General features: G+C 59.9%; 25 protein-coding genes. 6 read left to right on the top strand and 19 right to left on the bottom strand.

Features of this window, described 5'->3' with window-relative positions:
* The first annotated feature begins 3 nt into the window (after window positions 1-3).
* The 4 genes from AB5Y73_RS10375 to AB5Y73_RS10360 all read left to right on the top strand — a co-directional run bounded on the left by AB5Y73_RS10375 (window position 4) and on the right by AB5Y73_RS10360 (window position 3,696).
* Window positions 4-645, top strand: coding sequence for a GNAT family N-acetyltransferase (locus AB5Y73_RS10375; RefSeq protein WP_107682996.1), 642 nt, complete (start codon window positions 4-6; stop codon window positions 643-645).
* A 60-nt stretch (window positions 646-705) separates the two neighbouring features.
* Window positions 706-1,479, top strand: a complete 774-nt coding sequence (gene cobB, locus AB5Y73_RS10370; protein WP_107682995.1) for a Sir2 family NAD+-dependent deacetylase — start codon at window positions 706-708, stop codon at window positions 1,477-1,479.
* Window positions 1,480-1,570: 91 nt separating this feature from the next.
* Window positions 1,571-2,047, top strand: a complete 477-nt coding sequence (locus AB5Y73_RS10365) for a hypothetical protein (RefSeq protein WP_107683133.1) — start codon at window positions 1,571-1,573, stop codon at window positions 2,045-2,047.
* On the top strand, window positions 2,047-3,696 hold the full coding sequence (locus AB5Y73_RS10360; RefSeq protein WP_181294866.1) for a diguanylate cyclase: 1,650 nt from the start codon (window positions 2,047-2,049) through the stop codon (window positions 3,694-3,696). Before AB5Y73_RS10365 ends, AB5Y73_RS10360 begins: the two co-directional genes overlap by 1 nt.
* Before the next feature lie 70 nt (window positions 3,697-3,766).
* Here the strand turns inward: AB5Y73_RS10360 and AB5Y73_RS10355 are convergent, their stop codons facing one another.
* From AB5Y73_RS10355 to potA, 13 genes are all read right to left on the bottom strand, one after another.
* Entirely contained in the window at window positions 3,767-4,786 is a 1,020-nt protein-coding gene (locus AB5Y73_RS10355) for a substrate-binding domain-containing protein (protein ID WP_107682993.1), read from the bottom strand.
* Complete coding sequence (rbsK, locus tag AB5Y73_RS10350; RefSeq protein ID WP_107682992.1) at window positions 4,786-5,718, bottom strand: ribokinase; 933 nt, start codon at window positions 5,716-5,718, stop codon at window positions 4,786-4,788. The genes AB5Y73_RS10355 and rbsK overlap by 1 nt, the downstream gene beginning before the upstream one ends.
* A 109-nt stretch (window positions 5,719-5,827) precedes the next feature.
* Window positions 5,828-6,703, bottom strand: a complete 876-nt coding sequence (gene rbsB, locus AB5Y73_RS10345) for a ribose ABC transporter substrate-binding protein RbsB (protein WP_107682991.1) — start codon at window positions 6,701-6,703, stop codon at window positions 5,828-5,830.
* Between the two features lie 35 nt (window positions 6,704-6,738).
* On the bottom strand, window positions 6,739-7,707 hold the full coding sequence (rbsC, locus tag AB5Y73_RS10340) for a ribose ABC transporter permease (protein WP_107682990.1): 969 nt from the start codon (window positions 7,705-7,707) through the stop codon (window positions 6,739-6,741).
* Complete coding sequence (gene rbsA, locus AB5Y73_RS10335) at window positions 7,704-9,233, bottom strand: ribose ABC transporter ATP-binding protein RbsA (protein WP_100653740.1); 1,530 nt, start codon at window positions 9,231-9,233, stop codon at window positions 7,704-7,706. The genes rbsC and rbsA overlap by 4 nt, the downstream gene beginning before the upstream one ends.
* A 36-nt stretch (window positions 9,234-9,269) precedes the next feature.
* The gene (rbsD, locus tag AB5Y73_RS10330) at window positions 9,270-9,689 is read right to left on the bottom strand and encodes a D-ribose pyranase (protein ID WP_107682989.1); all 420 of its coding nucleotides are present in this window, start codon (window positions 9,687-9,689) and stop codon (window positions 9,270-9,272) included.
* Between the two features lie 233 nt (window positions 9,690-9,922).
* Window positions 9,923-10,540, bottom strand: a complete 618-nt coding sequence (locus AB5Y73_RS10325; protein ID WP_107682988.1) for a glutathione S-transferase family protein — start codon at window positions 10,538-10,540, stop codon at window positions 9,923-9,925.
* Window positions 10,541-10,973: 433 nt separating this feature from the next.
* Entirely contained in the window at window positions 10,974-11,663 is a 690-nt protein-coding gene (locus AB5Y73_RS10320; protein WP_005336650.1) for an RES family NAD+ phosphorylase, read from the bottom strand.
* On the bottom strand, window positions 11,663-12,067 hold the full coding sequence (locus AB5Y73_RS10315; RefSeq protein ID WP_005336648.1) for an MbcA/ParS/Xre antitoxin family protein: 405 nt from the start codon (window positions 12,065-12,067) through the stop codon (window positions 11,663-11,665). The genes AB5Y73_RS10320 and AB5Y73_RS10315 overlap by 1 nt, the downstream gene beginning before the upstream one ends.
* A 376-nt stretch (window positions 12,068-12,443) precedes the next feature.
* On the bottom strand, window positions 12,444-13,511 hold the full coding sequence (locus AB5Y73_RS10310; protein ID WP_005345409.1) for an extracellular solute-binding protein: 1,068 nt from the start codon (window positions 13,509-13,511) through the stop codon (window positions 12,444-12,446).
* Between the two features lie 81 nt (window positions 13,512-13,592).
* On the bottom strand, window positions 13,593-14,363 hold the full coding sequence (gene potC / locus AB5Y73_RS10305; RefSeq protein ID WP_107682987.1) for a spermidine/putrescine ABC transporter permease PotC: 771 nt from the start codon (window positions 14,361-14,363) through the stop codon (window positions 13,593-13,595).
* Window positions 14,360-15,247 (bottom strand): spermidine/putrescine ABC transporter permease PotB, encoded by an 888-nt coding sequence (gene potB, locus AB5Y73_RS10300; RefSeq protein ID WP_107682986.1) that lies wholly within the window; start codon window positions 15,245-15,247, stop codon window positions 14,360-14,362. Before potB ends, potC begins: the two co-directional genes overlap by 4 nt.
* The gene (potA, locus tag AB5Y73_RS10295; RefSeq protein WP_042083132.1) at window positions 15,234-16,337 is read right to left on the bottom strand and encodes a spermidine/putrescine ABC transporter ATP-binding protein PotA; all 1,104 of its coding nucleotides are present in this window, start codon (window positions 16,335-16,337) and stop codon (window positions 15,234-15,236) included. The genes potB and potA overlap by 14 nt, the downstream gene beginning before the upstream one ends.
* 201 nt (window positions 16,338-16,538) lie before the next feature.
* Here potA and AB5Y73_RS10290 point away from each other — a divergent pair, with 201 nt between their 5' ends.
* Both AB5Y73_RS10290 and AB5Y73_RS10285 read left to right on the top strand, forming a co-directional pair.
* Window positions 16,539-17,276: a hypothetical protein gene (locus AB5Y73_RS10290; protein WP_005351939.1), complete on the top strand. Its 738-nt coding sequence runs from the start codon at window positions 16,539-16,541 to the stop codon at window positions 17,274-17,276.
* Between the two features lie 16 nt (window positions 17,277-17,292).
* Window positions 17,293-17,979 (top strand): DUF2987 domain-containing protein, encoded by a 687-nt coding sequence (locus tag AB5Y73_RS10285; protein WP_107682985.1) that lies wholly within the window; start codon window positions 17,293-17,295, stop codon window positions 17,977-17,979.
* Window positions 17,980-18,081: 102 nt separating this feature from the next.
* Here the strand turns inward: AB5Y73_RS10285 and ttcA are convergent, their stop codons facing one another.
* From ttcA to AB5Y73_RS10255, 6 genes are all read right to left on the bottom strand, one after another.
* Entirely contained in the window at window positions 18,082-18,990 is a 909-nt protein-coding gene (gene ttcA, locus AB5Y73_RS10280; RefSeq protein ID WP_005336634.1) for a tRNA 2-thiocytidine(32) synthetase TtcA, read from the bottom strand.
* A gap of 74 nt (window positions 18,991-19,064) precedes the next feature.
* A complete protein-coding gene (gene uspE / locus AB5Y73_RS10275) occupies window positions 19,065-20,012 on the bottom strand; it encodes a universal stress protein UspE (RefSeq protein ID WP_005345417.1) in 948 nt (315 codons plus the stop codon).
* Window positions 20,013-20,163: 151 nt separating this feature from the next.
* On the bottom strand, window positions 20,164-20,919 hold the full coding sequence (locus AB5Y73_RS10270) for an FNR family transcription factor (protein ID WP_005351934.1): 756 nt from the start codon (window positions 20,917-20,919) through the stop codon (window positions 20,164-20,166).
* A gap of 68 nt (window positions 20,920-20,987) precedes the next feature.
* The gene (locus tag AB5Y73_RS10265; protein WP_005336631.1) at window positions 20,988-21,674 is read right to left on the bottom strand and encodes a sulfite exporter TauE/SafE family protein; all 687 of its coding nucleotides are present in this window, start codon (window positions 21,672-21,674) and stop codon (window positions 20,988-20,990) included.
* Window positions 21,658-21,846 carry a cbb3-type cytochrome oxidase assembly protein CcoS gene (gene ccoS / locus AB5Y73_RS10260; protein ID WP_005336630.1) on the bottom strand — a complete coding sequence of 63 codons (189 nt, stop codon included), beginning with the start codon at window positions 21,844-21,846 and terminating at the stop codon, window positions 21,658-21,660. The genes AB5Y73_RS10265 and ccoS overlap by 17 nt, the downstream gene beginning before the upstream one ends.
* A 137-nt stretch (window positions 21,847-21,983) precedes the next feature.
* Complete coding sequence (locus tag AB5Y73_RS10255; protein WP_107682984.1) at window positions 21,984-24,368, bottom strand: heavy metal translocating P-type ATPase; 2,385 nt, start codon at window positions 24,366-24,368, stop codon at window positions 21,984-21,986.
* Between the last annotated feature and the right edge of the window lie 61 nt (window positions 24,369-24,429).

The raw sequence follows: 24,429 nt of genomic DNA, 5'->3' as shown, positions 1-24,429 counted from the left end.
GCCATGCCGCGCTACCTCTGCTGGCCCATGCACCGGGAGCGCCTTGGCAAAGGACTGGAGGGCTGGCCTCATCCGGCTTCCCGGACCGCGTTGCCACTGGCTATGGAGGTCTCCGGGGTGCCGTGCCTGCTGCGCGAGCTGCATGGTGTGGCGCCTGCCCGCATGCTGGCCGCTTACGATGCATTGAGTGAAGAGAGCATCTATCTGCGCTTTATGCGTCCGAAACGGACACCGCCACCGAAACAGGTGGCCCAATTTCTCAATTACCATCCCGAACAACAGATCTCGCTGCTACTGACCGATCTGGCTGGTGAGCCGCTGGCTCAGGCGCAATCAATCCGCCGCCGCCTTCATCCCGATCGGGCGGAGTTCTCCTGCATCGTAGCGGATCACTTCCAGCACAAGGGGGCGGGGAGGCGCATTCTGCTGGCGCTGGCACTGCTGGCCAGGGCGGACGGGATCCGGGAGTGGACGGCGGAAGTGCTGGCCCAGAACCGGCCGATGCTGACCCTGCTCAAGCGCCTTGGCTTGCCGCTGACCCTGGTAACCGGGCGGGAGATGGTCTTTGTCAGGCTGGATCTGTCGGTACTGGATGCCTGGTTGCCCGCACCGCCAGCGGCGCCGCTTAAGACCAAGGGCGAATAGTGACACTTTTTTCCCTGTGCTAAGGTCACATTTATTGTGCGGGGATAGACGGAGCAGCTTATGGCGCAGTCATATAAACATATCGTGATCCTGACCGGCGCGGGGATCTCTGCCGAATCCGGCATCAAGACTTTTCGTGCCTGCGACGGTTTGTGGGAAGAGCACAAGGTCGAGGACGTGGCGACCCCCGAGGGGTATGCCCGGGATCCCGAACTGGTGCTGCGCTTTTACAACTCCCGCCGCAAACAGCTGCAACAGCCCCAGGTTCACCCCAATCCGGCCCACTATGCGCTGGCCCGCCTCGAGCGACTGCTGCCCGGCACGGTCACCCTGGTCACCCAGAACATCGACAATCTGCACGAGAGCGCTGGCAGCAAGAACCTTATCCATATGCACGGGGAGCTGCTCAAGGTCCGCTGCCCCGAGTCCGGTCAGGTGATCGAGTGGCGCGGTGATCTCCATCAGGACGAGCTCTGCTCCTGCTGCCAGTTCCCTCAGCCGATGCGTCCCCATGTGGTCTGGTTTGGCGAAATGCCGCTCGGGCTGGATCGCATCTATAGTGCGCTGGCCCAGTGCGATCTCTTTATCTCCATCGGCACCTCTGGCGCCGTCTATCCGGCCGCCGGGTTTGTCCATGAAGCGGGATTGAACGGGGCGCACACCATCGAGCTCAATCTCGAACCGAGCGAGGTGGGTAGCCAGTTTGACGAAAAACGCTATGGCCCAGCCTCCCTGCTGGTACCCGCCTATGTCGATGAGTTGCTGGAGGCGTGTGGCATTCATCAACCGAGGCAAGTCGAGGGGCACAACTGGATGGAGATGCGCGGTCCCTGAGCTACTGTGCGACGGGACAGTTGCAATGGTTCGGTGAAATCGCCACACTGGCAACCATTTAAAAAATGGGACGCAGTTGGCGCAAATTACCATGACCGCAGTAAAGCAATGGATCGCTTTTTTTCTCCTGATGCTGGCCAGTGCCAGTGCATCGGCCTCCATCCCCCTGATGACCTTGGTACTGCCAGATGGCCAGCAGGTGAGCCTCGATGAGGCGGCCCTCTCCGCCTTGCCACAGACCGAATTCACCACCACTACCCCCTGGACTCAGGGCGCTCACCACTATCGCGGGCCGACCCTGTCAACCGTGCTGGTGTCGCAAGGGATCCCGGATGCTCGCAAGATCGCCGTTTCGGCCCTCAACGGCTATCAGCAGGTGGTGGATCTGGCCCTGTTCGACGGCGTGCCGCTGACCCTGGTGCGTCAGGAGGACGGCAAACCGCTGACCCGGCGCAACAAGGGGCCGCTTTGGCTGCTCATCCCGTTCACCACCTATCCCAAGCTGGACGTGCCCGCCATCCATAACTGCATGGTGTGGCAGGTGACCCGCATCGAGATCGTCGATTGATGGGGCTATCCCGCCAAAATCTGCTGTTGGTTGCGGTGTCGCTGCTGTTTCTGCTCTCGTCGGGCAGCAGCCTCTATCTGCAGTATCGGCAGGAGCAGCTGGTCGATACCTTCTACCGCAATGTCCACTGGAACATCAGCCAGGTGATGCTCGAATCCCAGCGTTTCCTCTACGATCTGCAGCTCTACCGGGCTGGCAGACAGTCGATGGAGACCCTGAGCCTCGATTACGATCTGCTGTGGAACCGGCTCGATATCTTCCTCATCAGCAGTGAAACCGCCGAGATGCGCCAGCGGCACGGGCTCGGCAAAGTGCTGGCCACACTGTTCGAGCAGATCAAGCAGCTCGAACCCCAGATGGAGGCTGGTGCGCTTCGCGAGGGGGCTGAGCTTGCCCGCTTGCAGGAGGCGATCGCCAGCCAGACCCGTCTCATCGAACAGATAGGGGATCAGATCCTCTCCGGCCAGGAGCGGGAGCATTCGGTCAGCCAGATCCGCAACAGCCTGTTCTGGCTGCAGATCTGGCAACTGATCCTGTTGCTGACCGGTGGCGCTCTGGTCGCAGCCCTCATTCGCGCCAATCTGGCGAACCGTCGGCTTGCCCTGCTCGATCCCCTGACCCAGCTTGGCAACCGCCGTGCCCTGCAGGAGCAGCTCTCTCGCGCTCTGCATGCCGATGATGTGAGCGCCCTGGTGGTGCTCGATCTCAAGCGCTTCAAGCAGGTCAATGATCTACTGGGTTATCAGGTCGGTGATCGGCTGTTGCAGATGGTGGCCGACAAGCTGCAACAGGCCCATGGCAGCCACGCTTACCGGCTCGGCGGAGATGAATTTGCCGTGGTGTTGACCAAAGCGGATGATGCGCTGGAAACCGCCATTCATGAGCTGGTGGATCTGCTCCATTTCGAGTTCGTGACCCGGGAATGCAGCTTCGATCTGGCCTGTCGGCTCGGGGTCGCCAAGGCGCAGCAACAGGATGCCGCCCGGCTGCTGGATCAGGCGATCCTGGCCCTCAACCAGGCCAAGCGTAGCCAGGAGGGGGCGATCAGCTGGTTTGAGCCGGCCATGCTGCAGCAGTTGCAGTTGAGTCAGCAGCAGCTTCATCAGCTGCGAGAGTGGCTGGTTGGGCGCGAGCCTGCACCGCTGCGAGTGGCATTGCAGGAGCTCACAGACGGGCAGGGCAACGAGATGTGGCAATTGGCGCTTGAGTGGCGTGAGCAGGGAGTACCCTGCTATATGCGCTGGCTGCAGGAGTGCGGTGTGCTGGGGCCCGTGTTGGCCCGTGTGCTGCAAGCGCACGAGGCGCAGTATAACGATGGTCGGGCACTGCTGGTCCCGCTCGACAATCAGGCCCAGCTGACCCATCTACTGGCCTATTTGCCGGAGGCTTCCCGTACGCCGCTAGTGTTGCTGGTACCGACGCTACAGCCGGATGGTGCCTTGCTGGCGGGATTGCGGCAGCAGGGTTGCACTCTGGCGCTCAGAGAGATTGGCAGCACCACCGCGGCGCAGCTGGCAGCCGGCTGGCCTGTCCGCTACTGGTTGCCGCAGGGTGATGAAGATGGCGAGTTGCTGCAACCGCTGGCCAGACGATTGGGGCTGGTGCCACTGCAAGTGCTGGCAGCCAGGGAGACAAGGTCGCTGGCCTGAGGGCAAAACGCGGTATTGCATCGGCAAGAGACAAAATGAAACAAGGCGACCCAGGGGTCGCCTTGTTCGTTTATTGCCCCTGAACGTCAGGGACGGGCGCGCAGGATTGTCTGATCACCAGGTCCGGGTCGACGGTGATCAGGTGGTTCTCCACCGCTTCACCGTTGATGCGGGCCAGCAGGCGGGTGACGGCGAGGCGCCCCAGCTCCTCCTTGGGCTGGTTGACGGTGGTGAGTGGCGGCGACATAAATTCAGCCAGCGCCACATTGTCGTAGCCGACAATGGATAGGTCGCGCGGGATCACCAGTCCCGCCTGATGGGCGGCACTGATGGCCCCCATCGCCATCATGTCGTTGCAGACAAAGAGGGCGGTGGGGCGATCTGGCAATGCCAGCAGACGTGTCATCGCCTGATGGCCGCTGGCGCAGTCAAAATCCCCCTCCTGGATCCACTCTTGATTGATCGTGAGACCCGCCTCCTGCAGCGCCAGCTCAAAGCCAGCTTGGCGCTGGTTGGCGGGGGCGCGGCTGTGGGGGCCTGTGATGCAACCGATGGCGGTATGGCCCAGCTCAATCAGATGGCGGGTTGCGAGATAACCGCCATGGAAGGAGTTGTCGGCGATAAGATCCACATCCTCGCTGACCAGCCCCCAATCCATCACCACCACCGGCAGGCTCTTGAGCCAGTCGAGCTGATTGAACACCTCTTGTTGGCCTTCGCTACACATGATCAGCAGGCCATCGACCCGCTTGCGCAGCATCATTTTGAGGTAGGAGAGGGCCGTCTCGGCTTGACCCTCGGTGTTGCCCAGCATCAGGTTGTAGCCCTGCTCGAAGCAGTAACGCTCCACCCCGCGCACCACTTCGGCAAAGAAGGGGTTGCTGGAGGTGGTGACCAGCATGCCGATACTGTTGGTCTCCTTCACCTTAAGGCTGCGGGCCACCAGACTCGGGGCATAGTTGAGCTCGCGCATGGCAGCGAAGACCCGCTCACGGGTCTCCTCGGCCACAAAGCGGGTCTCGTTGATGACATGGGAGACGGTGGTGGTGGAGACCCCCGCCAGTGCCGCCACCTCCTTGATATTGGCCATCAGTGCCCCTGCGCAGTCTGCTCAAGCAGGAAGGTGTCGACCTCCTGCTTGCTCGGGATCGAGCTTTGGGCACCGAATCGGGTCACGGAGAGTGCCGCCGCCCCGTGGGCAAAGCGCACCGCGCTGTGGAAATCGGCTCCGGCCAGTTCCGCCGCCAACAGGGCGCCGTTGAAGGTATCGCCCGCGGCTGTGGTATCCACCGCCTTGACCCGAAAGCCCGGGATCAGCTGTTGCTGCTGGGCGTTGCTGCAATAGACCCCCTGCGACCCCAGAGTGATCATCACGTCCGCAATGCCCATCTTGTGGAAGCGGGCGGCCGCCTCGCGGGCGCTCGCTTCGTCGGTGACTTTGACGCCGGTCAACAGCTCGGCTTCAGTCTGGTTGGGGGTGATAAGGTCGACCAGCGCCAGCAGTTCGCTTGAGAGCGGACGGGCAGGGGCGGGGTTGAGCACCACCCGGGTGCCGTGGGCGCGAGCCAGGCGTGCTGCTTCATGAACGCTCTCGAGCGGCACTTCCAGCTGCAACAGCAGGGTGTGGGCGTCGGCGATCATCGCTTCATGGTTTTTCACCACGGCAGGGGTGATGGCACCGTTCGCTTCGGCGGAGATACCTATGCTGTTCTCCCCCTCATCGCTCACATAGATGATGGCGATACCGGTCGGGAGCGTGGGATCGAGCTCGACGGCGCTCACGTCAATACCGTCTTTGGCAAAACCGCTCTTCATCTGGTGGCCGATGGCGTCATCACCGATGCGGGCGATAAAGGAGACGGGGGCGCCAAGGCGGGCGGCAGCGACTGCCTGATTAGCCCCCTTGCCACCGGGCACGACCTGATAGCTGTGGCCAGTCAGGGTTTCACCCGGGCGCGGAAAGTGGGGAACGCGCAGCACGTGGTCTGCATTGACACTGCCCAGAACGACGAGACGATTCATGTTGACTACTCCTGATGCATCTTGGCTTGAACACGATGACTGAGTGAGTTCAAGCCGGGAGGCACCGTAATTGAGGGGAAAAAGGGGAGGCGAGCCTCCCCCTTGTGATTTATTTGCTGACCACTTGCAGCGGTACCGGAATGGATTTCTCGACCGGCTGACCTTTCAGCACCTTGTCGGCAGTCTCGACGCCGATGGCACCGATCAGCGCGGGCTGCTGGGCCACGGTGGCGGCCAGTTTACCCTTGGCCACGGCGGTTTTGCCATCGTCAGTGCCGTCGAAACCGACGATCATCACCTCTTTACCGGCAGCCTGCACCGCGCGGATGGCACCCAGCGCCATCTCGTCGTTCTGGGCAAAGACTGCTTGAACGGTCGGGTGGGCCGCCAGCAGGTTTTCCATGACGTTCAGACCCTTGGTGCGGTCAAAGTCGGCCGGCTGGGAAGCCAGCACCTGCAGCTTGTTGGCCGCCACGGCCAGGGCAAAGCCTTCGCCACGGTCACGGGCGGCGGAGGTACCGGCAATCCCTTCCAGCTGAATGACCTTGGCACCGGTACCCAGTTTTTCGGTGATGAAGTCACCGGCCAGCTTGCCGCCCGCCACGTTGTCGGAGGCAATGTGAGCCTTGACCTCACCCTGCGCGGCGCCGCGGTCCAGAGTCAGTACCGGGATGTTGGCGCGGTTGGCCAGACGGATGGCGTTGCCCACCGCTTCGGAGTCGGTCGGGTTGATCAGGATGGCGTTGACCTTGCGCACGGTGAGATCTTCCATGTTGGAGAGCTCTTTGGCCGGGTCATTCTGGGAGTCCAGCACCACCAGCTCGTAGCCAAGCTCCTTGGCCTTGGCTTCGGCACCCTCCTTCATGGTGACGAAGAAGGGGTTGTTGAGGGTGGAGACCACCATCGCCAGGGTATGGTCAGCAGCCTGGGCGGTGCCCAGCACGGACATGATGGCGGCAGCGAGCAGGGTATTGAGCTTTTTCATCATTTCATTCCTTGTGTGTGGCGTGTTTTACGTTGTTATCGGGTGCTTTTGTTGTCGACCATCACGGCAAGCAAGATCACGCTGGCCTTGGCGATCATCTGGTAATAGGAGCTGACATCGAGCAGGTTGAGGGCGTTGTTCAGGAAGCCGATGATCAGCGCCCCTATCAGGGTACCCATGATACGGCCCTTGCCGCCCATCAGGCTGGTACCACCCAGCACCACCGCGGCGATGGCATCCAGCTCGTAACCCATGCCCGCTGTCGGCTGGGCAGAGGAGAGGCGAGAGGTAACGATAAGCCCTGCCAGTGCCGAGAGCGCGCCGCACAGACCATACACCGCCAGCTTCACCCGATCCACATTGATACCGGAGAGGCGGGTAGCAGATTCGTTGCCACCCAGCGCGTAGATGTAGCGACCGAGGCGGGTGTGGTTGAGCATGAACCAGGCGAGCAGGAAGACGATGGCCATCAGCCAGATGGGCACCGGCAGACCGAGCAGATAGCCGGTACCCAGCCAGGCGAAGTGATCGGCGCCGTCACTGAAACCGGTGGAGATGGGGCGACCCTCGGTATAGACCATGGTGATACCGCGCAGGGCGGTCATGGTGACCAGGGTGGCGATAAATGCCTGCACCTTGCCCTTGGCAATGATGAGGCCGCTGACGCCGCCCAGCAGGGCACCGGCACCCAGAGTGAGGGGCACCACCAGCCAGATCGGCAGCTCCATGGCGACCATGGTGGCAGCCAGCGCGCCGCACAGGGCCAGTACCGAGCCGACCGACAGATCGATACCGGCGGTGAGGATAACCAGCGTCATGCCGACCGCCATGATGGCGTTGACCGAGGTCTGGCGCAGGATGTTGAGCAGGTTGTCGGCGGTGAAGAAGTTGGGGCTCAGGAAGGAGACCACACCAATCAGGACCAGCAGCGCGACCAGGGATTTGTTCTCGATCCACCACGCCTTGCTCATGACGCCACGGCGGGAAAGGGTTTGGGTTGTCATTGGGATGCCTCTTGTTCTGCTTGCCACTGTTTACCGACTGCCGCCGCCATCAGCTTCTCCTGATTGGCATCGCGGGTGTTGAACTCTGCGCTGATGCGCCCTTCGTGCATCACCATGATGCGATCACTCATGCCGAGCACTTCCGGCATCTCGGAGGAGACCAGAATGATGCTCATCCCCTCCTTCTTGAACTGGTTGATCAGCTGATAAATTTCCTTTTTCGCCCCCACGTCGACGCCGCGGGTCGGCTCGTCGAGGATCAGTACCTTGGGCCGGGTCAGCAGCCCTTTGGCGATGGCCACCTTCTGCTGGTTGCCGCCGGAGAGCAGCTTTATCAGCTGATCCTGACTCGGGGTCTTGATGTTGAACAGGCGCACATAGTCGCTCACCGCCTGCCGCTCGGCCTTGCCGTCAATCTTGCCGTTGCTGATGAACTCGTCGAGGGCACACAGACTCATGTTTTCGCGCACCGACAGCTCCAGCACCAGCCCATCGCCCTTGCGATCTTCAGAGATATAGGCGATGCCTGCGGCCAGCCCATCCGCCGGGCTTTTGGGCACCAGAGCATGACCGTCCACTGCCACTTCACCGGCGCTGATCGGGCTGGCGCCGTAGATCAGCTTCATCAGCTCGGTACGGCCTGAGCCCATCAGGCCGCTAAAGCCCAGAATTTCCCCCTGACGCAGGGAGAAGCTCACCCCGCGCACGCCGGGACCGGCCAGATCCTTCACCTGCAGGCTGACGGGGCCAAGCTCGCGCTCAAGACGCGGGTACTGTTCTTCCAGTCGGCGGCCCACCATCATCTCGATGATCTTGTCTTCATCCAGATCGCTCACCGCCTTCTCGCCGATCCACTTGCCATCGCGCAGCACAGTGACCCGATCGCAGATCTCGAAGATCTCCTTGAGGCGGTGGGAGATATAGACGATGCCGCAGCCTTGTTCGCGCAGCTCGCGGATAACCTTGAACAGCTGCTCGGTCTCGGTATCGGTCAGCGCATCGGTCGGCTCGTCCATGATGATGACGCTGGCATCGAACGACAGTGCCTTGGCGATCTCCACCATCTGCTGTTCGCCGATGGAGAGATCCCCGAGTCGGGTATCCGGCCCATGTTTGACGCCAAGTCGTGCCAGCAGGCCGCTTGCCCGCTCGCGCAGCTGTTTGTGGTCGATGCTGCCAAAACGGGTACGGGGTTCGCGCCCGAGGAAGATGTTGGCGGCAATCGACAACTCCGGCAGCAGGTTCAGCTCCTGATGGATGATGCTGATCCCCTGATCCTGAGAATCGCGCGGCCCCTTGAAGTGGACCGACTGACCGCGGTAGCTGACGCCGCCCGCATCGGCCTGATAGATACCGGTCAGCACCTTCATCAGGGTGGATTTGCCGGCACCATTTTCACCGAGCAGGGCCATCACCTGGCCCGGATAGACCCGCAGACCCGCTTCGTCGAGGGCGCGCACACCGGGGAAGGTCTTGACGATCCCGGTCAGCTCCAGAATGGGTGAGAGGGGGGAGGTTGTGCTCATTTGCAGCTTCCTTGAAGAGGCCTTCTTTGAAGAATGTCAGAACGCCACACCGGCGCAGAGGATCAGGTTGGCGTAGGGAGTCACCTCGCCGCTGCGCACGATCGCCTTGCTCTGGCGGGAGCGGGTTTTGAACTCCTCATGCAGACAGTATTCGATGGCGATGGACTTGCCCTGGGCGGCTGCGTGAGCCTCAAGCTGATCGACCAGCGCCTGATGGGCGGCGGGGCTGATCTGCTTGATCTCGCTTGCCATGATCACCTTCTCCACCACCAGCTCGGTGAGCAGCGCGGTCAGTACGGTTGCAAGGCTGGGCGTCCCCGCCATCAGCGCCAGATCGATCCGCTCCGGCCCTGCCGGAATGGGCAAGCCTGCATCGCAGACGGTGATCTCGTCGGTGTGGCCCATCTGTGCCACCAGAGCACTCAGGGGAGCATTGAGCAGTACGCCTCGTTTCATACAGCACCTCATCAGGCCTTGGCCCGTCAATCTGTGAACCGCTAGGCAACCGGTTACGCAACCGGTTGCGTCATGGCGCAAAGATAGGCCTTTTACTAAGGAAGGGCCACGGCAAAACCACGGAAATGTGAAAACGATCTCAAAGGCGGGAGAAGAAGTGCAGGGGAGGAGGCAGGAAGGGTGTCAGCAGAGCCCTGACACCCTTGTTATTCATCGAGCTATTGATTTTATGGTTAGTTGGCCAGAGCTTTGGCGACCGCCGGACGGCTCAGCATGCGCTGATAATGACCGGCAACCTTGGGGAATTCACTGATCTCGACCCTATCGCTTTTCAGCCAGCCTGCGACCACGAACAGATAGATATCCGCCACGCTGAACTGCTCGCCGAGTACCCAGGGGCCTGCCAGATAGTGCTGCTCAATCTGGGCAAAGCCATCGCGCATATTGCTGGCGACTTTCTGCTGCATGGCGGCAATGGCCTGCTCGTCATCGGCCCAGCGGCTGCCACGGCGACCGTGGGCGTGGGAGACATGCACGGTGGAGGCGAGGAAGCTGTTGACCTCCTGCATGCGGGCCAGCAGGAACGGGTTGTCCAGCGGCGCCAGCTTGGCTGCGGGGAAGCGCTGCGCCACATAGAGCAGCAGGGCCGGGGTCTCGGTCAGGGTGCCCTGCTCGGTGACAAGGGCAGGCACCCGCCCTTTGGGGTTGATGGCAAGATACGCAGGGTCACGTTGCTCCCCTGCGGCGAGGTTGACGAGACGGGGTTGGAACGGGGCATTCGCTTCCAGCAGGGCAATCTGCACGGCCATGGCACAGGTGCCGGGAGCGAAATAGAGGGTCAGATCGGACATGAATACTCCTGATTGGCTCAGGCCACCCGCGATATTGGCGAAAGATTGCTTCGCGGAGCACCACGGGCAGTCATGAAAAAGAGAGGGGGCAACGTTTGCCCCCCAACCAATCTACACCCCTGAGGGGTGATGAAAAAGTGCAGAATTAATCGACTTTGGCCGCTTTGCTGTTTGCCCACACCCTAAACCCCTTGGCCAAAACCTCGAACCAGATGTTGCTGAGCTTGATGGCATCGCTGACGACTGAGGGGTGGCAAGTTGGTACTGAAAGGACTGGGGGGGCAATAGCGCTCCCGCCTCGCGATGCACTCTATCTGTGAGAAATCATGCAGGTGGAAGACTGATGCCCGTGTGCGGGAATACAGCTCCTTTTTGCGATGATCCTTTCAGGCTTGAAGGGGAGCACCGCAATTATTATCAATAAGACAGAACCTTATTCCCCATATAGCTTAATTTCCAACACATTGGCGATGGCACTGCCATTCCAGTGGTATTCCAGATGCTGGGCTTGGTGAATCTTGGTGACCAGACGGGGGCGATAGAGCACATGGCAGTTATGACCGCTGTGGCGCACAGAACGGTAGTGGATACCGTCTATCCCCTTGGTTTTCTGTTCTTGGGCGAAAGCTTGGGATTGACCATAGTTGGTTGCGTGATAAAGCGGGGTGGAGAGAAATTCCGCGCTGGTGATATCGACCAGATTGGCGTTGAACTCGGTATAGAGCACCCGCATCTGTACTTTCTGAGCGGGTTCGTTGGTGTAGCCGAACATGCGCTCTTGGTGATACACAGTCTCTTTGATGGCAGTATCGAGCAGGGGGGCGCAGTAGTAACCGCCGAAATCGCCAGTGGTGAATCGGGCTCCTTCCGGGTTGATATGGGTGAAGGCTGCCATCACATAGCTGCTGCCATTTAGCCCGACCAACCAATCCTCTTTCGGTACCAACGACAGATCACCCGCCGCTTCATTCAACCGATCATTGGTCAGTGACTCTATGGCCCAGACGGCCTCCAGTTCGTCCGCATTAGCTACGTCTTCATAGAGATCGATGGTGGGGTAGCGGCTTGGAATGATCCGATAGGCTCGCTCCCCCTTGAGTTCAATCAGTGGCGGCTCTTGCATCAGGCCATCCCCCCGCGCCAGGCATGCAGACGGGTGGCCACTTCATACAAATCAGCCACGCGGCCAGCGTTCATAATGTCCATGGCGCTGCGCCCGGCAAAGAAGGGATGGCTGTTGGGTTTGCGCACCCAGCCGTAGATGCTGTCGTCGGCACTGAACAGCATCCTCAGACACTTATGGATATTGAGGATGTAGCTCATCCGTTCTTGCATATCCACGGTCAGACGGATCCCGCCGTTTGACTCTTTGTATTTGTTCAATGTTGAACGGGATGAAATGCCAAGAAGTTTCAGCTGTTCATCTGTATTGCAGTGCCACTTATCCAGGATACGGAATACCACAGGCAGTGCCTTACTGGGGTCAATGGCGCCATTTTTCAGGGCTTTTTGTGCAGTGTTGGCCATATGTCCTCCTTACTATAGTCAGCGCCAGACGGCTGTCTGGCGCGTGAAATGTTAACTTGAGTTTAGTGTAGAAGAAATGCGCACACATGTACACATTTATACATATATGCACATATGTGTTCATTCTTGGGCGTTAATCTTCTTCCTTGAGGTCACGTAAAAAACACTCAGTGGTCAGCCACTATCTGGTGTGGTCCTGGCTGGTACATTGGGTTGATTTTCGAGCCGATGGGCCAGCTTGATGGAGGCCAGACACTAGGCGCGCCATGTGTCGAGCGGTGTGCTGTCGTGTTTAGGCATCGAAGAGGTGAAGATGAAAAAGGGAGCGATTGCTCCCTTAATCCATTAAGCCCGTCAGGGCCGATTAACAGCCGACTTAACCGGCCTTGGCCACCATGGCTTTTAGCTGCAGGAAGTACTGCTCGTAGAGGCGGGAGGCATCCCCCACATCGGACTGGAATTCGCCCTTGCGTTTGATCTCGTCGCTCGGGAAGACCATGGGGTTGTTGCGAAACGCCGGGGTGAGCAGGGGAATGGCATCCTTGACCGGGGTGGGGTAGCCAATTGCCTCGGCCACCTTGGCGGCCACATCGGGGCGCATCAGGAAGTTGATCAGGGCGTGGGCCTCTTTCACATGTTTGGCCTTGGCCGGGATGGCGAGGTTGTCCATCCAGAGCACGGCGCCTTCTTCGGGGTAGGTCATCTGGATGGAGGGGTATTCGCGCTGGGCGCCGTAAGCCGAGCCGTTCCACAGCATGCCGATATTGACCTCACCGGCGATAAAGGGGTCGGCCGGGTTGTCGGAGTTGAACGCCTTGACGTTGGGCATCAGTTTTTTCAGGTATTCAAACGCTTCGGCAATTTGTGCCTTGTCCTGGGTGTTGGGGCTGTAACCCAGCTGCACCAGCGCGATATGGAACACCTCGCGGGCATCGTCCATCAGCAGCAGGCTCTCTTTCCACTCAGGTGCCCAGAGCTGTTTCCAGCTGGTAACCGGTTGCTCGATGATGTCGGTGTTGGTGCCGATCCCGGTTGCGCCCCAGATATAGGGGATGGAGTAGCGGTTGTCCGGGTCGTACTCGTGGTTGAGCAGGGTAGGGTCGAGGTGCTTGAAGTTGGGCAGCTGGGCGCGATCCAGCGGCTGCAGCATCCCCTCTTTGGCCATTTTCGAGATGAAGTAGGTGCTGGGCACCACCACGTCATAGCCGTCGCCATGGGTTTTCAGTTTGGCGTAGAGGGTCTCGTTGGATTCGTAGGTGGAGTAGATCACCTTGATGCCGGTCTCTTGCTGGAACTGCTCCAGCAGGCCGTCCGGCACATATTCCGACCAGTTGTAGAAGTAGACCACCTTGTCATCGGCCGCGTGAGCGCTCTGGCTCAGCAGCGGGGTGGTGAGGGTGAGGGCGGCTGCCAGCAGGGCGCCGGCCTTGTGTTGGATTGTCATCAACAACTCCTTGGGGTTATGGGGCCTTGCGGCCCACCGTGACAGAGTTCGCCAAAGATGGCGGGGACGAAACGGGCAGGGTTAACCCTGCCGTTTACGCAGTAACAGTTGCGCCAGCAGCACCATCCCGAGGGAGGCGACCAGCATCAGGGTGGCCAGGGCATTGACCTCGGGGGAGACCCCCACCTTGACCATGGAGTAGATCTTGAGCGGCAGGATCTCGTAGGCCGGGCCGGTCACAAAGGAGCTCACCACCACATCGTCCAGCGACAGGGTAAAGGAGAGCAGCCAGCCTGCCATCACCGCCGGCAGGGCCAGCGGCAGTATGATGCGGCGCAGGATGATCCACTCGCCAGCCCCCAGATCCCGTGCTGCCTCCAGCATCCGCACATCAAAACCGCACAGCCGCGAGTAGACGGTGATCACCACGAACGGCAGGCAGAAGGTGATGTGGGCGATCAGCAGCGACCAGAAGCCCAGCGCAATGCCGGTGACCACAAACAGGGTCAGGAGTGAAATGGCCATCACGATATCGGGGGACATCATCACCACAAACAGCATGCTGCTCACGTACTGCTTGCCGCGAAAGCGGTAGCGAAACAGCGCCACGGCGGTGAGGGTGCCGATCAGGGTGGCCGCGGTGGCGGTGAGGGCGGCGATGGTCAGGGAGTGCTGGGCCGCCTGCATCAGGCTGGCGCTGGCAAACAGCTTCTCATACCAGCCCAGGGTAACGCCGCGCCAGTCGATGCCATATTTCGACAGGTTGAAGGAGTTGGCGATCAGCACCCCGATGGGCACATAGAGATAGCCAAACACCAGCAGCAGAAACAGAGCTTTCAATGCGCGCATCATGCCAGCTCCCCCTTCTTGCTGAGCAGCTTGCCCGCCCGCCAGTGGCAGTAGACCAAGAGCGCCATCAGCACCGTCAGCATCACGCTGATGGCGGCGCCGAAGGGCCAGTCACGGCTGTTGAGGAACTGGGTCTTGATCAGGTTGCCGATCAGCAGGTGTTTGGCGCCCCCCAGCAGATCGGAGACATAGAACATCCCCATAGCGGGCAGGAACACCAGCAGACAACCGGCGATGATGCCGGGCAGGGTGAGGGGCAAAATGATCCGCACCAGCCGCTGCCAGCCGTTGGCGCCGAGATCCCGCGCCGCCTCCAGCAAACGGCCATCCAGCTTCTCGATGCTGGAGTAGAGCGGCAGCACCATAAAGGGGAGCAGCACATAGACCAGCCCGATGATGACGGCCACCTCGGTATACATCATCTGCAGCGGTCGCTCGATAAGCCCCAGATCCAGCAGCCAGCCGTTGATCAGCCCCCGGGTGCCGAGCAGCACTTTTAGCGCATAGGTACGGATCAGGGAGTTGGTCCAAAACGGCACCACCACCAGAAACAGCAGCAGCGGGCGAATGCGCGTTGGCAGATGGGCCAGCAGCCAGGCAAAGGGGTAGCCCACCAGCAGGCAGATGGCGGTGGCGAGCAGCGCCAGCCAGAGGGAGTGGAGCAGCACTTCGAAATAGAGGGGGTCCAGCAGGCGGCCATAGTTGCTCAGGGTAAAGAGCGGCGCGATAAGCTCGGACTCATCACGGGTCAGGAAGCTGACGCCGATGATCATCAGATTGGGCAGGAAGACAAACAGCGTCAGCCAGCCCAGGATCAGTGCGATGGCCCCGTTGCGAAAGCCGTTGTGGGCAAAGCTGTGCGGTACCCGCAGATTAGTGAGGCTCATAGGGCAGCACCACCTCCCAGCTGTCGACCCAGTGGATCGCCACCTCCTGACCCAGACGGTAGTCAAAGTCGGGGTCATCCTCGTCGAAGAACTCGGAGATAAGCAGCTGTTTGCCACTTTCGAGCTCGATCACCGAATCCAGCGTCGCCCCCTTATAGTTTCGCTCGCGGATGTTGCCCCGCAGCGCGCCGCTCTGATCGTCATCCTGATCGAGAATACGCAGATCTTCCGGGCGCAGCAGCACCAGTACCTTGTCGTCTGGCTGGAACGGCAAGGCGGTATGAAGCAGGCATTCGCGCCCCTCTACCTCGGCCTGCCAGATACCGGGCTCGCGCTGGCTGATCAGCTTTCCATCCATCACGTTGATCTCGCCGATAAAGCGGGCCACGAACAGGTTTGCTGGCGATTCGTAGATATCGCGCGGGGTGCCGCGCTGGATGATCTTGCCGCCCTCCATCACCAGGATGCGATCAGACATGGTGAGTGCCTCTTCCTGATCATGGGTAACGAAGACAAAGGTGATACCAAGGCGACGTTGCAGCGCCTTGAGCTCGCTCTGCATCTGCTTGCGCAGCTTGTAGTCGAGCGCCGAGAGGGATTCGTCGAGCAGCAGCAGGCGGGGCTTGTTGACCACGGCGCGGGCGATGGCGACCCGTTGCTGCTGGCCGCCGGAGAGCTGATCCGGGCGGCGGTTGGCCAGCTCGGTGAGCTGCACCATGGCGAGGGTCTCCTCGACCCGCTGGCGGATCTCGCTGGCCGGTACTTTCTGCATCTCGAGGCCAAAGGCGACGTTTTCAAACACCGTCATATGGGGGAAGAGCGCATAGCTCTGGAACACGGTGTTGATGTGCCTGTGTTCGGCGGGGATATGGGTGATCTCGTCACCGGCCAGATGGATGGTGCCACCGTCGACCGATTCTAGCCCGGCCAGCAGGCGCAGCAGGGTGGTCTTGCCACAGCCGGAGGGGCCCAGCAGGGTAAGAAATTCACCGTCATAGATTTCAAGGTCAAGGTCACTCAGGATCACCTTGCCATCGTATTTTTTGCTGATCTTGTTCAGCGCAACAATTACCTGTGGATTGTTCATCATCCGCCAGTCTCACCCCAGCCAGTGGCCATCGTGTTGAAAGAGGGCCGCATTCTATGCAGCCAACACATGAAATTAAAGGCTTTTTGGCCCGAATTAGCTGCAAGTGCGCAGGAAAAACGGCTACGAATAGCAGACCAAATCGCTATAATGTGCCACCTGATTTGGTCGTTTTCGATATTGGATAGTCAATTGAGTAATAAAATGCGTATTGGCGGCTCCCTTGAGCAGTCTCTGAACCAGGGCTACCGCCTTGATCTGAAAGGGGTCATCCAGGAGGGATGGCAACAGACCCGCCGTACCGGATTTGGCCTGCTGCTGGCGATTGTCGGGGTGACGGCGATCTGGATCCTGCTCAGCAATGTGCTGCTGTTGCCCTATCTGGGGGATGACAGCCAGATGAATGTGGCCATGGTGCTGAGCCTGCTGATGACGGTGGTGATGGCCCCCATGACCAGCTCCCTCGATATGCTTGGGTTGCAGCAGTCTGTCGGGGTGCGCGCTAGAGCCAACCAGGTGTTCGACTTCTTCCGCCACTTTGTGCGTCTCGGCATGTTGAGCCTGCTTGGCAGTCTGCTCACCAGCCTGTTTGGCCCGCTATTCGATCTGCTGGGCTTGCCCGCCGTGCTCTCTTTCATCCCCTCGGCTCTGATCGGCATGGGGCTGCTCTTTACCGTCCCGCTGGTGCTGGAGCGTGGCCTGACGCCGCCCCAGGCCATTCTGGTTTCTCTCAAGCTCTTTGCGCGCGGCTGGCCAAGCATTGTGCTGTTCCACGGCGTGATGACCGCGCTCTTCTTCTTGGCTCTGATCCCCATGGGGTTGGGGCTTATCTGGGTGGCACCGCTCTATTTCAACTGCAAGGGGATCCTCTATCGGGATCTCTGCGGGGTGGGGGTAGAGGTTAACGAGGTGACAGAAGGCCCCAACCATTTCAATGCATGATGCAAAAGGACGTTGAATGACCCGTCGATATGGAGTGACCAAGGCTGTGCGCCAGAGTTTGCTGGCCACGCTCTTGCTGCCAGGGCTGGCGCTGGCTGAGCCGGTGCTGGATCTGCAATACAGCACCTTCTACAGCCAGATGAAGACCTTTGCCAAAGGGGAGTTTGGTCACGCCAGACTGGGGTTTTATCTGACCGATCCGCAAAATGGCCAACGCTGCGGCCTCACCTTTGCCCGGGTTGCAACCGACAGCAAGGAAGTGGCGGGCGAGGTAACGGTCGATAGCGAACTGCGCCTGCCTTTTGATGAGGATCTCAACCTCGACAAGGGGATCGTGACCGTCGGCCTGAAAGAAGAGCACGCCACTTGCGATATGACGGTACAGGTGATGGCAGATGCACCGAAAGGGCCCGAGCTGCCGCTGGCCGAGCTGGCGGCCCGTCAACAGCAGATGCAGTCGCTGCTCGACAAGATGGCGGGCATGGTCGGCAAGCACTTCCTGCCGAAGATGGAAGGGGTGCGCATTACCCTGGTGCAGCAGAGCGGAACAGCTTATCTGATTGATGGTGCCCGTCAGGAAGCAATGCCCTGGCAGGAAGGCCACCTGCTGCTGAGCAATGAGCAACTGGCCGCGTTCGCTGCCGGGCAACTGCGCCTGCAGGGTGACGTGTTGCGCCTGACCCCCTGGTTGCACAAAGGGTGAGGCCGGTGGTGGTGTCACCGCAGTGACAGGCCCATAAAGAAAGCAAAAAGGAGCGATCATCGCTCCTTTTTTATTGCGTGGCGTTTGCCTTGTGAGCGCGGCTTAGCGCACTTCAATCACATCCAGCATGTCCATCTCGTCGATATCCAGCAGCGGCGCCTTTGGCATCTCGGGCGGATCAAACGCCTTGTCGCCGCCATCAATGATGCCGGAGTCGCGGTTGATGCTCTTGAAGTCAAACAGCTTGTGGTCGAGCAGGTGGCTCGGGATCACGTCCTGAATGGCGGTGAACATGGTCTCGATACGACCGGGGAAGCGGCGATCCCAATCCTGCATCATCTGCTTGATGGCCTGACGCTGCAGGTTCTCTTGCGAGCCGCACAGGTTGCACGGAATGATGGGGAAGGCTTTGACGTCGGCGTAGCGGATCAGATCCTTCTCTTTGCAGTAGGCCAGCGGGCGGATCACCACGTTCTTGCCATCATCGCTCACCAGCTTGGGCGGCATGGACTTGAGCTTGCCACCGTAGAACATGTTGAGGAACAGGGTCTCGAGGATGTCGTCGCGGTGGTGGCCAAGGGCAATCTTGGTGCAACCCAGCTCCTGAGCGGTGCGATAGAGAATACCGCGGCGCAGCCGTGAGCAGAGGGAGCAGGTGGTTTTGCCTTCCGGTACCTTCTCTTTGACGATGGAGTAGGTATCTTCCTCGACTATCTTGTACTCGATGCCGAGGGAATCCAGATACTCGGGCAGCACATGCTCGGGGAAACCGGGCTGCTTCTGATCCAGGTTGACGGCAACCAGATCGAAATGGATGGGGGCGCTGGCTTTGAGGCTCATCAGTATGTCGAGCATACCGAAGCTGTCCTTGCCGCCGGAGAGGCAGACCATGACCTTGTCGCCCTCTTCAATCATGTTGAAGTCGGCAATGGCCTGACCTACGTTGCGCCGCAGGCGCTTTTGCAGTTTGTTGAAACTGTATTTTTCTTTGGCGTTCAGCTCTTCTAGCATGCTCGTAAAACCCGGGACACAAATAAGCGCGTTATTATAGCCATGTCCCGGGGGAGGGCAAGGTGCCAGGCACCTTATGATTGATTGCGACGACTGTCGACCGGGCAGCTGTAGTCCGCCGGTTTGAGGATCAGGATGTCGCAGGAGAGGCGGTCAATCACATGTTCGGCGGTATTGCCGAGCAAAGCTGCAGAAAGCCCGGTACGGCCGACGCAGCCCATGATCATCAAGGTCGCCTTGAGCTCTTCTGCCATATCCGGCAACACCTCTTCCGGTAGCCCCTCTGCTACCCGGGTCCAGAGATGACCGATCCCGAACTTGTCGGCATGGCTTAGCAGCAGGCTTTCGTGGTGCTTGCGGATCGCTTCGTTGTAGGCGTTGGGATCAAACTCCGGCAGCTCGATGGCCACGTTGACCGGGGTGCCCGGGTAGGTGTTGACCAGATAAAGGTTGGAGCCCAGCAGCTCGGCGATGTCACTCCCCTCCTGGGTGATCCGTTCGTTGAGCAGTTTCTGATCCGGATCGTCGCTTGAGCAGTTGATGGCGGCGATGATGTTGCCGCCCCGTTGCCAGTGACCCTCCTTGACCAGCAGCACCGGACAGGGGCATTTGCGCAGCAGGTGCCAGTCGGTGGGGGTAAAGATGAAGGTTTGCAGGAAGCTGTGATGGTGTGTGGCTTTGACCACCAGATCGTGGCGCTGCTCCAGCACCTCCTGAATGACGCACTCGAAGGGACGATTGTGCCAGACTACCTTGACTTCGCATTCGATCCCCTGTGCCCGATAGGGGGTCAGGATCTCGTCCAGCCACTCACGTCGTTGTGAAATGACGCCGTCGCGCATCTCTTGCCGCTCGTCCACCGAGAGCATGGCGGTCATTTCATACGAGAAGTCATAGATGGTGAGCAGCAGGGTCAGATGGGCGTTTTCGTCCAGCTCGGCGACTTTGACTGCCCGTTCGAGGGCGATTTGACGCTCCTCTTCTGGATTGATAACCACCAGAATATTCTGATATTTGACCATCTTCTCCTCCTTGGAAAAGTCCAATGACAGCAGAATCTTAGCCATTACAGCTTAGCGCAGGAGGAGGGTATGGGGAACGTACCGGATCACATTCCAGAGGAAAGGATCCGGCAGGGAAAGCAGGAGAAAAGCGAGAGGGTAAGCGGAAAAATCAGCCGCAGGGCGGGCGAGTTGCACCGGCCATCATGCCAAGGGCGACCTGATCCAGCACGGTAATGTATTTGCCTTTAACGCTGATGAGACCGGACTTCTGGAAACGGCCGAGCAGACGACTGATGGTCTCGACGGTCAGACCCAGATAGTTGCCAATGTCACCACGGGTCATGGAGAGACGGAACTCTTTGGCGGAGAAACCGCGCTCGGAGAAGCGTACCGACAGATTGTGCAGGAAGGCGGCGAGGCGCTCTTCGGCATTCTTCTTGGAGAGCAGCAGGATCATCTCCTGATCGCCCATGATTTCGCTGCTCATCAGACGCATGATCTGCTGGCGCAGTTTGGGCATCTTGCCGGAGAGATCGTCCAGCACTTCAAACGGGATCTCGCACACCATGGCCGTCTCCAGCGCCTGAGCGAAGGAGGGGTGGGCTTGCTTGTTGATGGCATCAAAACCGACCAGATCGCCAGCGAGGTGGAACGCAGTGATCTGCTCATCCCCTTGCTCGGTGATGGTGTAAGACTTGATGGTCCCGGAACGGATGGCATAGAGCGATTTGAACTCATCGCCAGCCTTGAACAGCTCTTCACCCTTCTGGATCGGCTTCTTGCGCTCGATGATGCTGTCCAGCTGATCAAGCTCGTTGTCGTTCAGAGTGAAGGGAATACAGAGCTGACTGATGCTGCAATCCTGGCAATGAATTGCACAGCCACCGCTCTGGATACGTCTGCCAGGTTTCTTTTCCGGGATCATAGGCTCATACGAATAATTGATTTATATCAAACAAGTTTACCATCAACTCATCCGTTTTGGATAGGGTTTCAAAAGGAAGCAATGCCAATCCAGAAGGTATGTACCCCGAACAAAATGAGCAGCAGGGCACCGCCAAGGCGCAAACTGCGCAGGGTGAGCCAGTATCTCAGGCGATCGGCGAGCCCGCCTAACGCGAACAGGGTGGGCAGGGTGCCGAGACCAAAAAAGAGCATGATGAGCGCCCCGCCACTGGCCGAACCGGCCGCCGCGCTCCAGGTCAGCATGGAGTAGACCAGCCCGCAGGGCAGCCAGCCCCACACCATGCCAAAGGGCAATGCCTGCAGCGGTGAGGTGAAGGGGATAAATTTGCCCGCCAGCGGTTTGATACGGGGCCAAAGTCTGGCGCCGAGCCGCTCCAGCAGCAAGATCCCTTGCCACCAGCCCGCCAGATAAAGACCAAGCGCAATCATCAATAGCGCTGCCACGAGACGCAAGCCGGCAATAGCGTGTTTGCCTGCGCCCAGCTCGCTGGTGGTGGCGAGCAGGCCGCCCACTAGTGCACCTGCAATCACATAGCTCAGGATCCGGCCGAGGTTGTAGTTGAGTAGATAGGCGAGCCGCCCCCAGAAGTGCTGCTTGTTGGCGGGGATCGCCATGGAGAGCGCGGCGGAGACACCCCCGCACATGCCGATACAGTGGGCAGAGCCTGCCAGTCCGACCAGCAGGGCGCCGGCCAGATCAAGGTTGTGGGTCATGGTCAGCAGGCTTTACGGGTTTGTGGGCAGGTTGCTCTTCGTCAAACAGGATGTTGGAACCCTGCCGGTCGAGATCTTCAAACTGCTCGGAGCGAATGGCCCAGAAGAAGACGACCCCGGCGATGATCACAAACAGGATGGCGATGGGGATCAGGACAAAAATTATATTCATGGGGGATACCTTGGCGTTCATCCTTGGCAAGCGTCCCCTATGGTAACCCTGTTCGGGCAGGGGGCCAGCCGCTATCAGTGAGAAATGTGGCCTGAATCGGAGGCAGGCCACATTTCAGCTATTTTCCGCCCCCGGTCTCATCGGTTGAGGCGCATGGAGTTGGTCACCACGATGAGTGAACTGAGCGACATGCCCGCCGCCGCCAGATAGGGGGGCAGCCAGCCGCAGGCCGCCAGCGGCAACACCAGCAGGTTGTAACCGATGGACCAGGCGAAGTTCTCGATGATGATCTTGCGGGTACGCATTGCCAGCACTCTGGCCTCGAGCAGTCGGCTCAGGTCATCGGCCAGCAGGATGGCATCGGCGCTGTTTTTCGCCAGATCGGTGCCACCGGCCATGGCGAACGAGGCGTGCGCCCCGGCCAGTACAGGGGCGTCGTTGATGCCATCGCCCACCATGATGCTGATATCTCCTTGGGCTTCCCGGGCCTTGAGGTAGGCCAGCTTGCCATCGGGTGAGACCCCCTTGAGCAGCTCATCTACTCCCAGCTCGCGGGCAATCTCGTCTGCTTGCAGCGAGCTGTCACCAGTCAGCACGGTAGTTTGCAGACCTGCTGACTTGAATGCCGCGATCAGCGCCCTGGCATCGGGGCGCAGGGTATCTTCCAGATTGAAGCGGGCCAAGACCTGCTGCTCGTTGGCCAGATAGATAGCCAGACCGCGGCCTTGCTCTTGCGCCGGATCCAGTCCAAGCCAGCGGGCACTGCCGATGCGGTAGCGTACACCCTCCACCAGCGCCGTGATGCCATGACCGATGACAGGGGTGATCTCGCGGGCGGATGGCAGCACACTGATACTGTCGGCGGGCAGCCGGAAGGCGCGGGCAATGGGGTGTTCGGATTGCGCCTCCATGGCCCGGGCGATGGCGAGGCATTGCGTCTCGTCCACCTCTGCCAAGGTAGTTATGCCGGTCAGGCTGATCTCGCCGGTTGTCAGGGTGCCGGTCTTGTCCATCACGATCCGGTTGGCCTTGGTCAGCACGTCCAGCACATGACCGCGGCGCAGCAGAATGCCGTTGCGGGTCAGATTGGCGGTGGCCGAGGTTAGCGCCGTCGGAGTCGCCAGCGACAGGGCACAGGGGCAAGTGGCAACCAGCACGGCGAGGGTGACCCAGAACGCCTGATCCGGTTGATGGAAGTGCCAGAAAGTCCAGACCGCGGCGGCAATGATCAGCAGCACCAGAATAAAGTGGCGCGACAGCTGATCCGCCATCTGGGCGATGGCCGGTTTGTCATCGAGGGCGTGATCCTGCAGCCGCATGATCTGGGCGATCCGCGACTCTTCGATGCGGTGGCTGACCCGGATCTGCAGCGGCGCATCCGTGTTGATGGTGCCGGCATAGACCTGATCACCGCGCTGTTTGAGCAGGGGCAGCTGTTCACCGGTCAGCATGGATTCGTTGAGGCTGGCTTGTCCTGCGACAATGATGCCGTCCGCCGGCAAGGTGGCGCCAGCCAGCACCCGTACCCGATCGCCGACCTGCAAGGTCTTGGCCGCTACCTCATGTTCCCCTTCATCATCGATGCGGGTCGCCATGATGGGCACCAGTCTGGCCAGGTTGGAACTCGACTCCGACGCCTTGCGCCGGGCCCGCAACTCGAGAAAGCGTCCCAGCAGCAGGAAGAAGACGAACATGGTGATGGAGTCGTAATAGACCTCACCGGTATTGAACACGGTGGCCCACATGGAGGCGATAAAAGCCCCGATCAGCGCCAGCGACACCGACACATCCATCGACAGGTGACCCTGCTTCAGGCTGCGCCAGGCCCCCACGTAAAAGGGCTGGGCCGAGTAGATCATGATGGGGGTGGAGAGCAGCAGGCTTATCCACTTGAAGTAGACCATGAACTCATCTTCAACGCTGATGAAGAGATCCATGTAGAGGGCCACGGCGCACATCATCACCTGCATCGAGCCCAGCCCTGCCAGTGCCAGCCGGAACATATAGCTGCGCACCTCTTTGGCGTAGAGCGCCTCCTGTTGATGGGTCTGGAACGGGTAGGCGCGATAGCCGATCTGGGCAAATCCCTTGAGAATGTCACTCAGGGAGAGCTGGTCTGGATCCCACTTGATACGGGCCCGGTGGGTGGTGGTGTTGACGTTGATGTAGCGCAGGCCGCCAAGGGTCATCAGGTGACGTTCGATAAGCCAGGCACAGGCGGCGCAGGTGAGCCCTTCAACTGTCAGTTGGATTTCGCGAAGGGTACCGCTGTCGGTGACAAAATCCTGTTGCACTTCTGCCAGATCGTAGTGGGTGAGGGCGGCCAGCTCCTCGGGCACCAGATCCCCCTTGGTGCCGGGAGCGGTGCGGTGATCGTAGTAACTGGCGAGGCCGCACTCCATGATGGTTTCTGCCACAGCCTGACAACCGGGGCAGCACATGGGGCGAACAATCCCCTTTATCTCGAGGGAATAGCCACTATTGGCGGGTACCGGCTCGCCACAGTGAAAACAGGGAGTCATGCGTTATGCCCCCCTGAATGCAGAATGCAAGCAGCAGGGGCGCTGGCGAGCACCGGCTCGC

Origin of the sequence: Aeromonas sp. s7(2024) (assembly GCF_040907825.1) — a bacterium.
Taxonomy (GTDB): domain Bacteria; phylum Pseudomonadota; class Gammaproteobacteria; order Enterobacterales; family Aeromonadaceae; genus Aeromonas; species Aeromonas veronii.
Note: the sequence above shows the minus strand (reverse complement) of the source record. Positions and strands in the feature narration are given on the sequence as shown.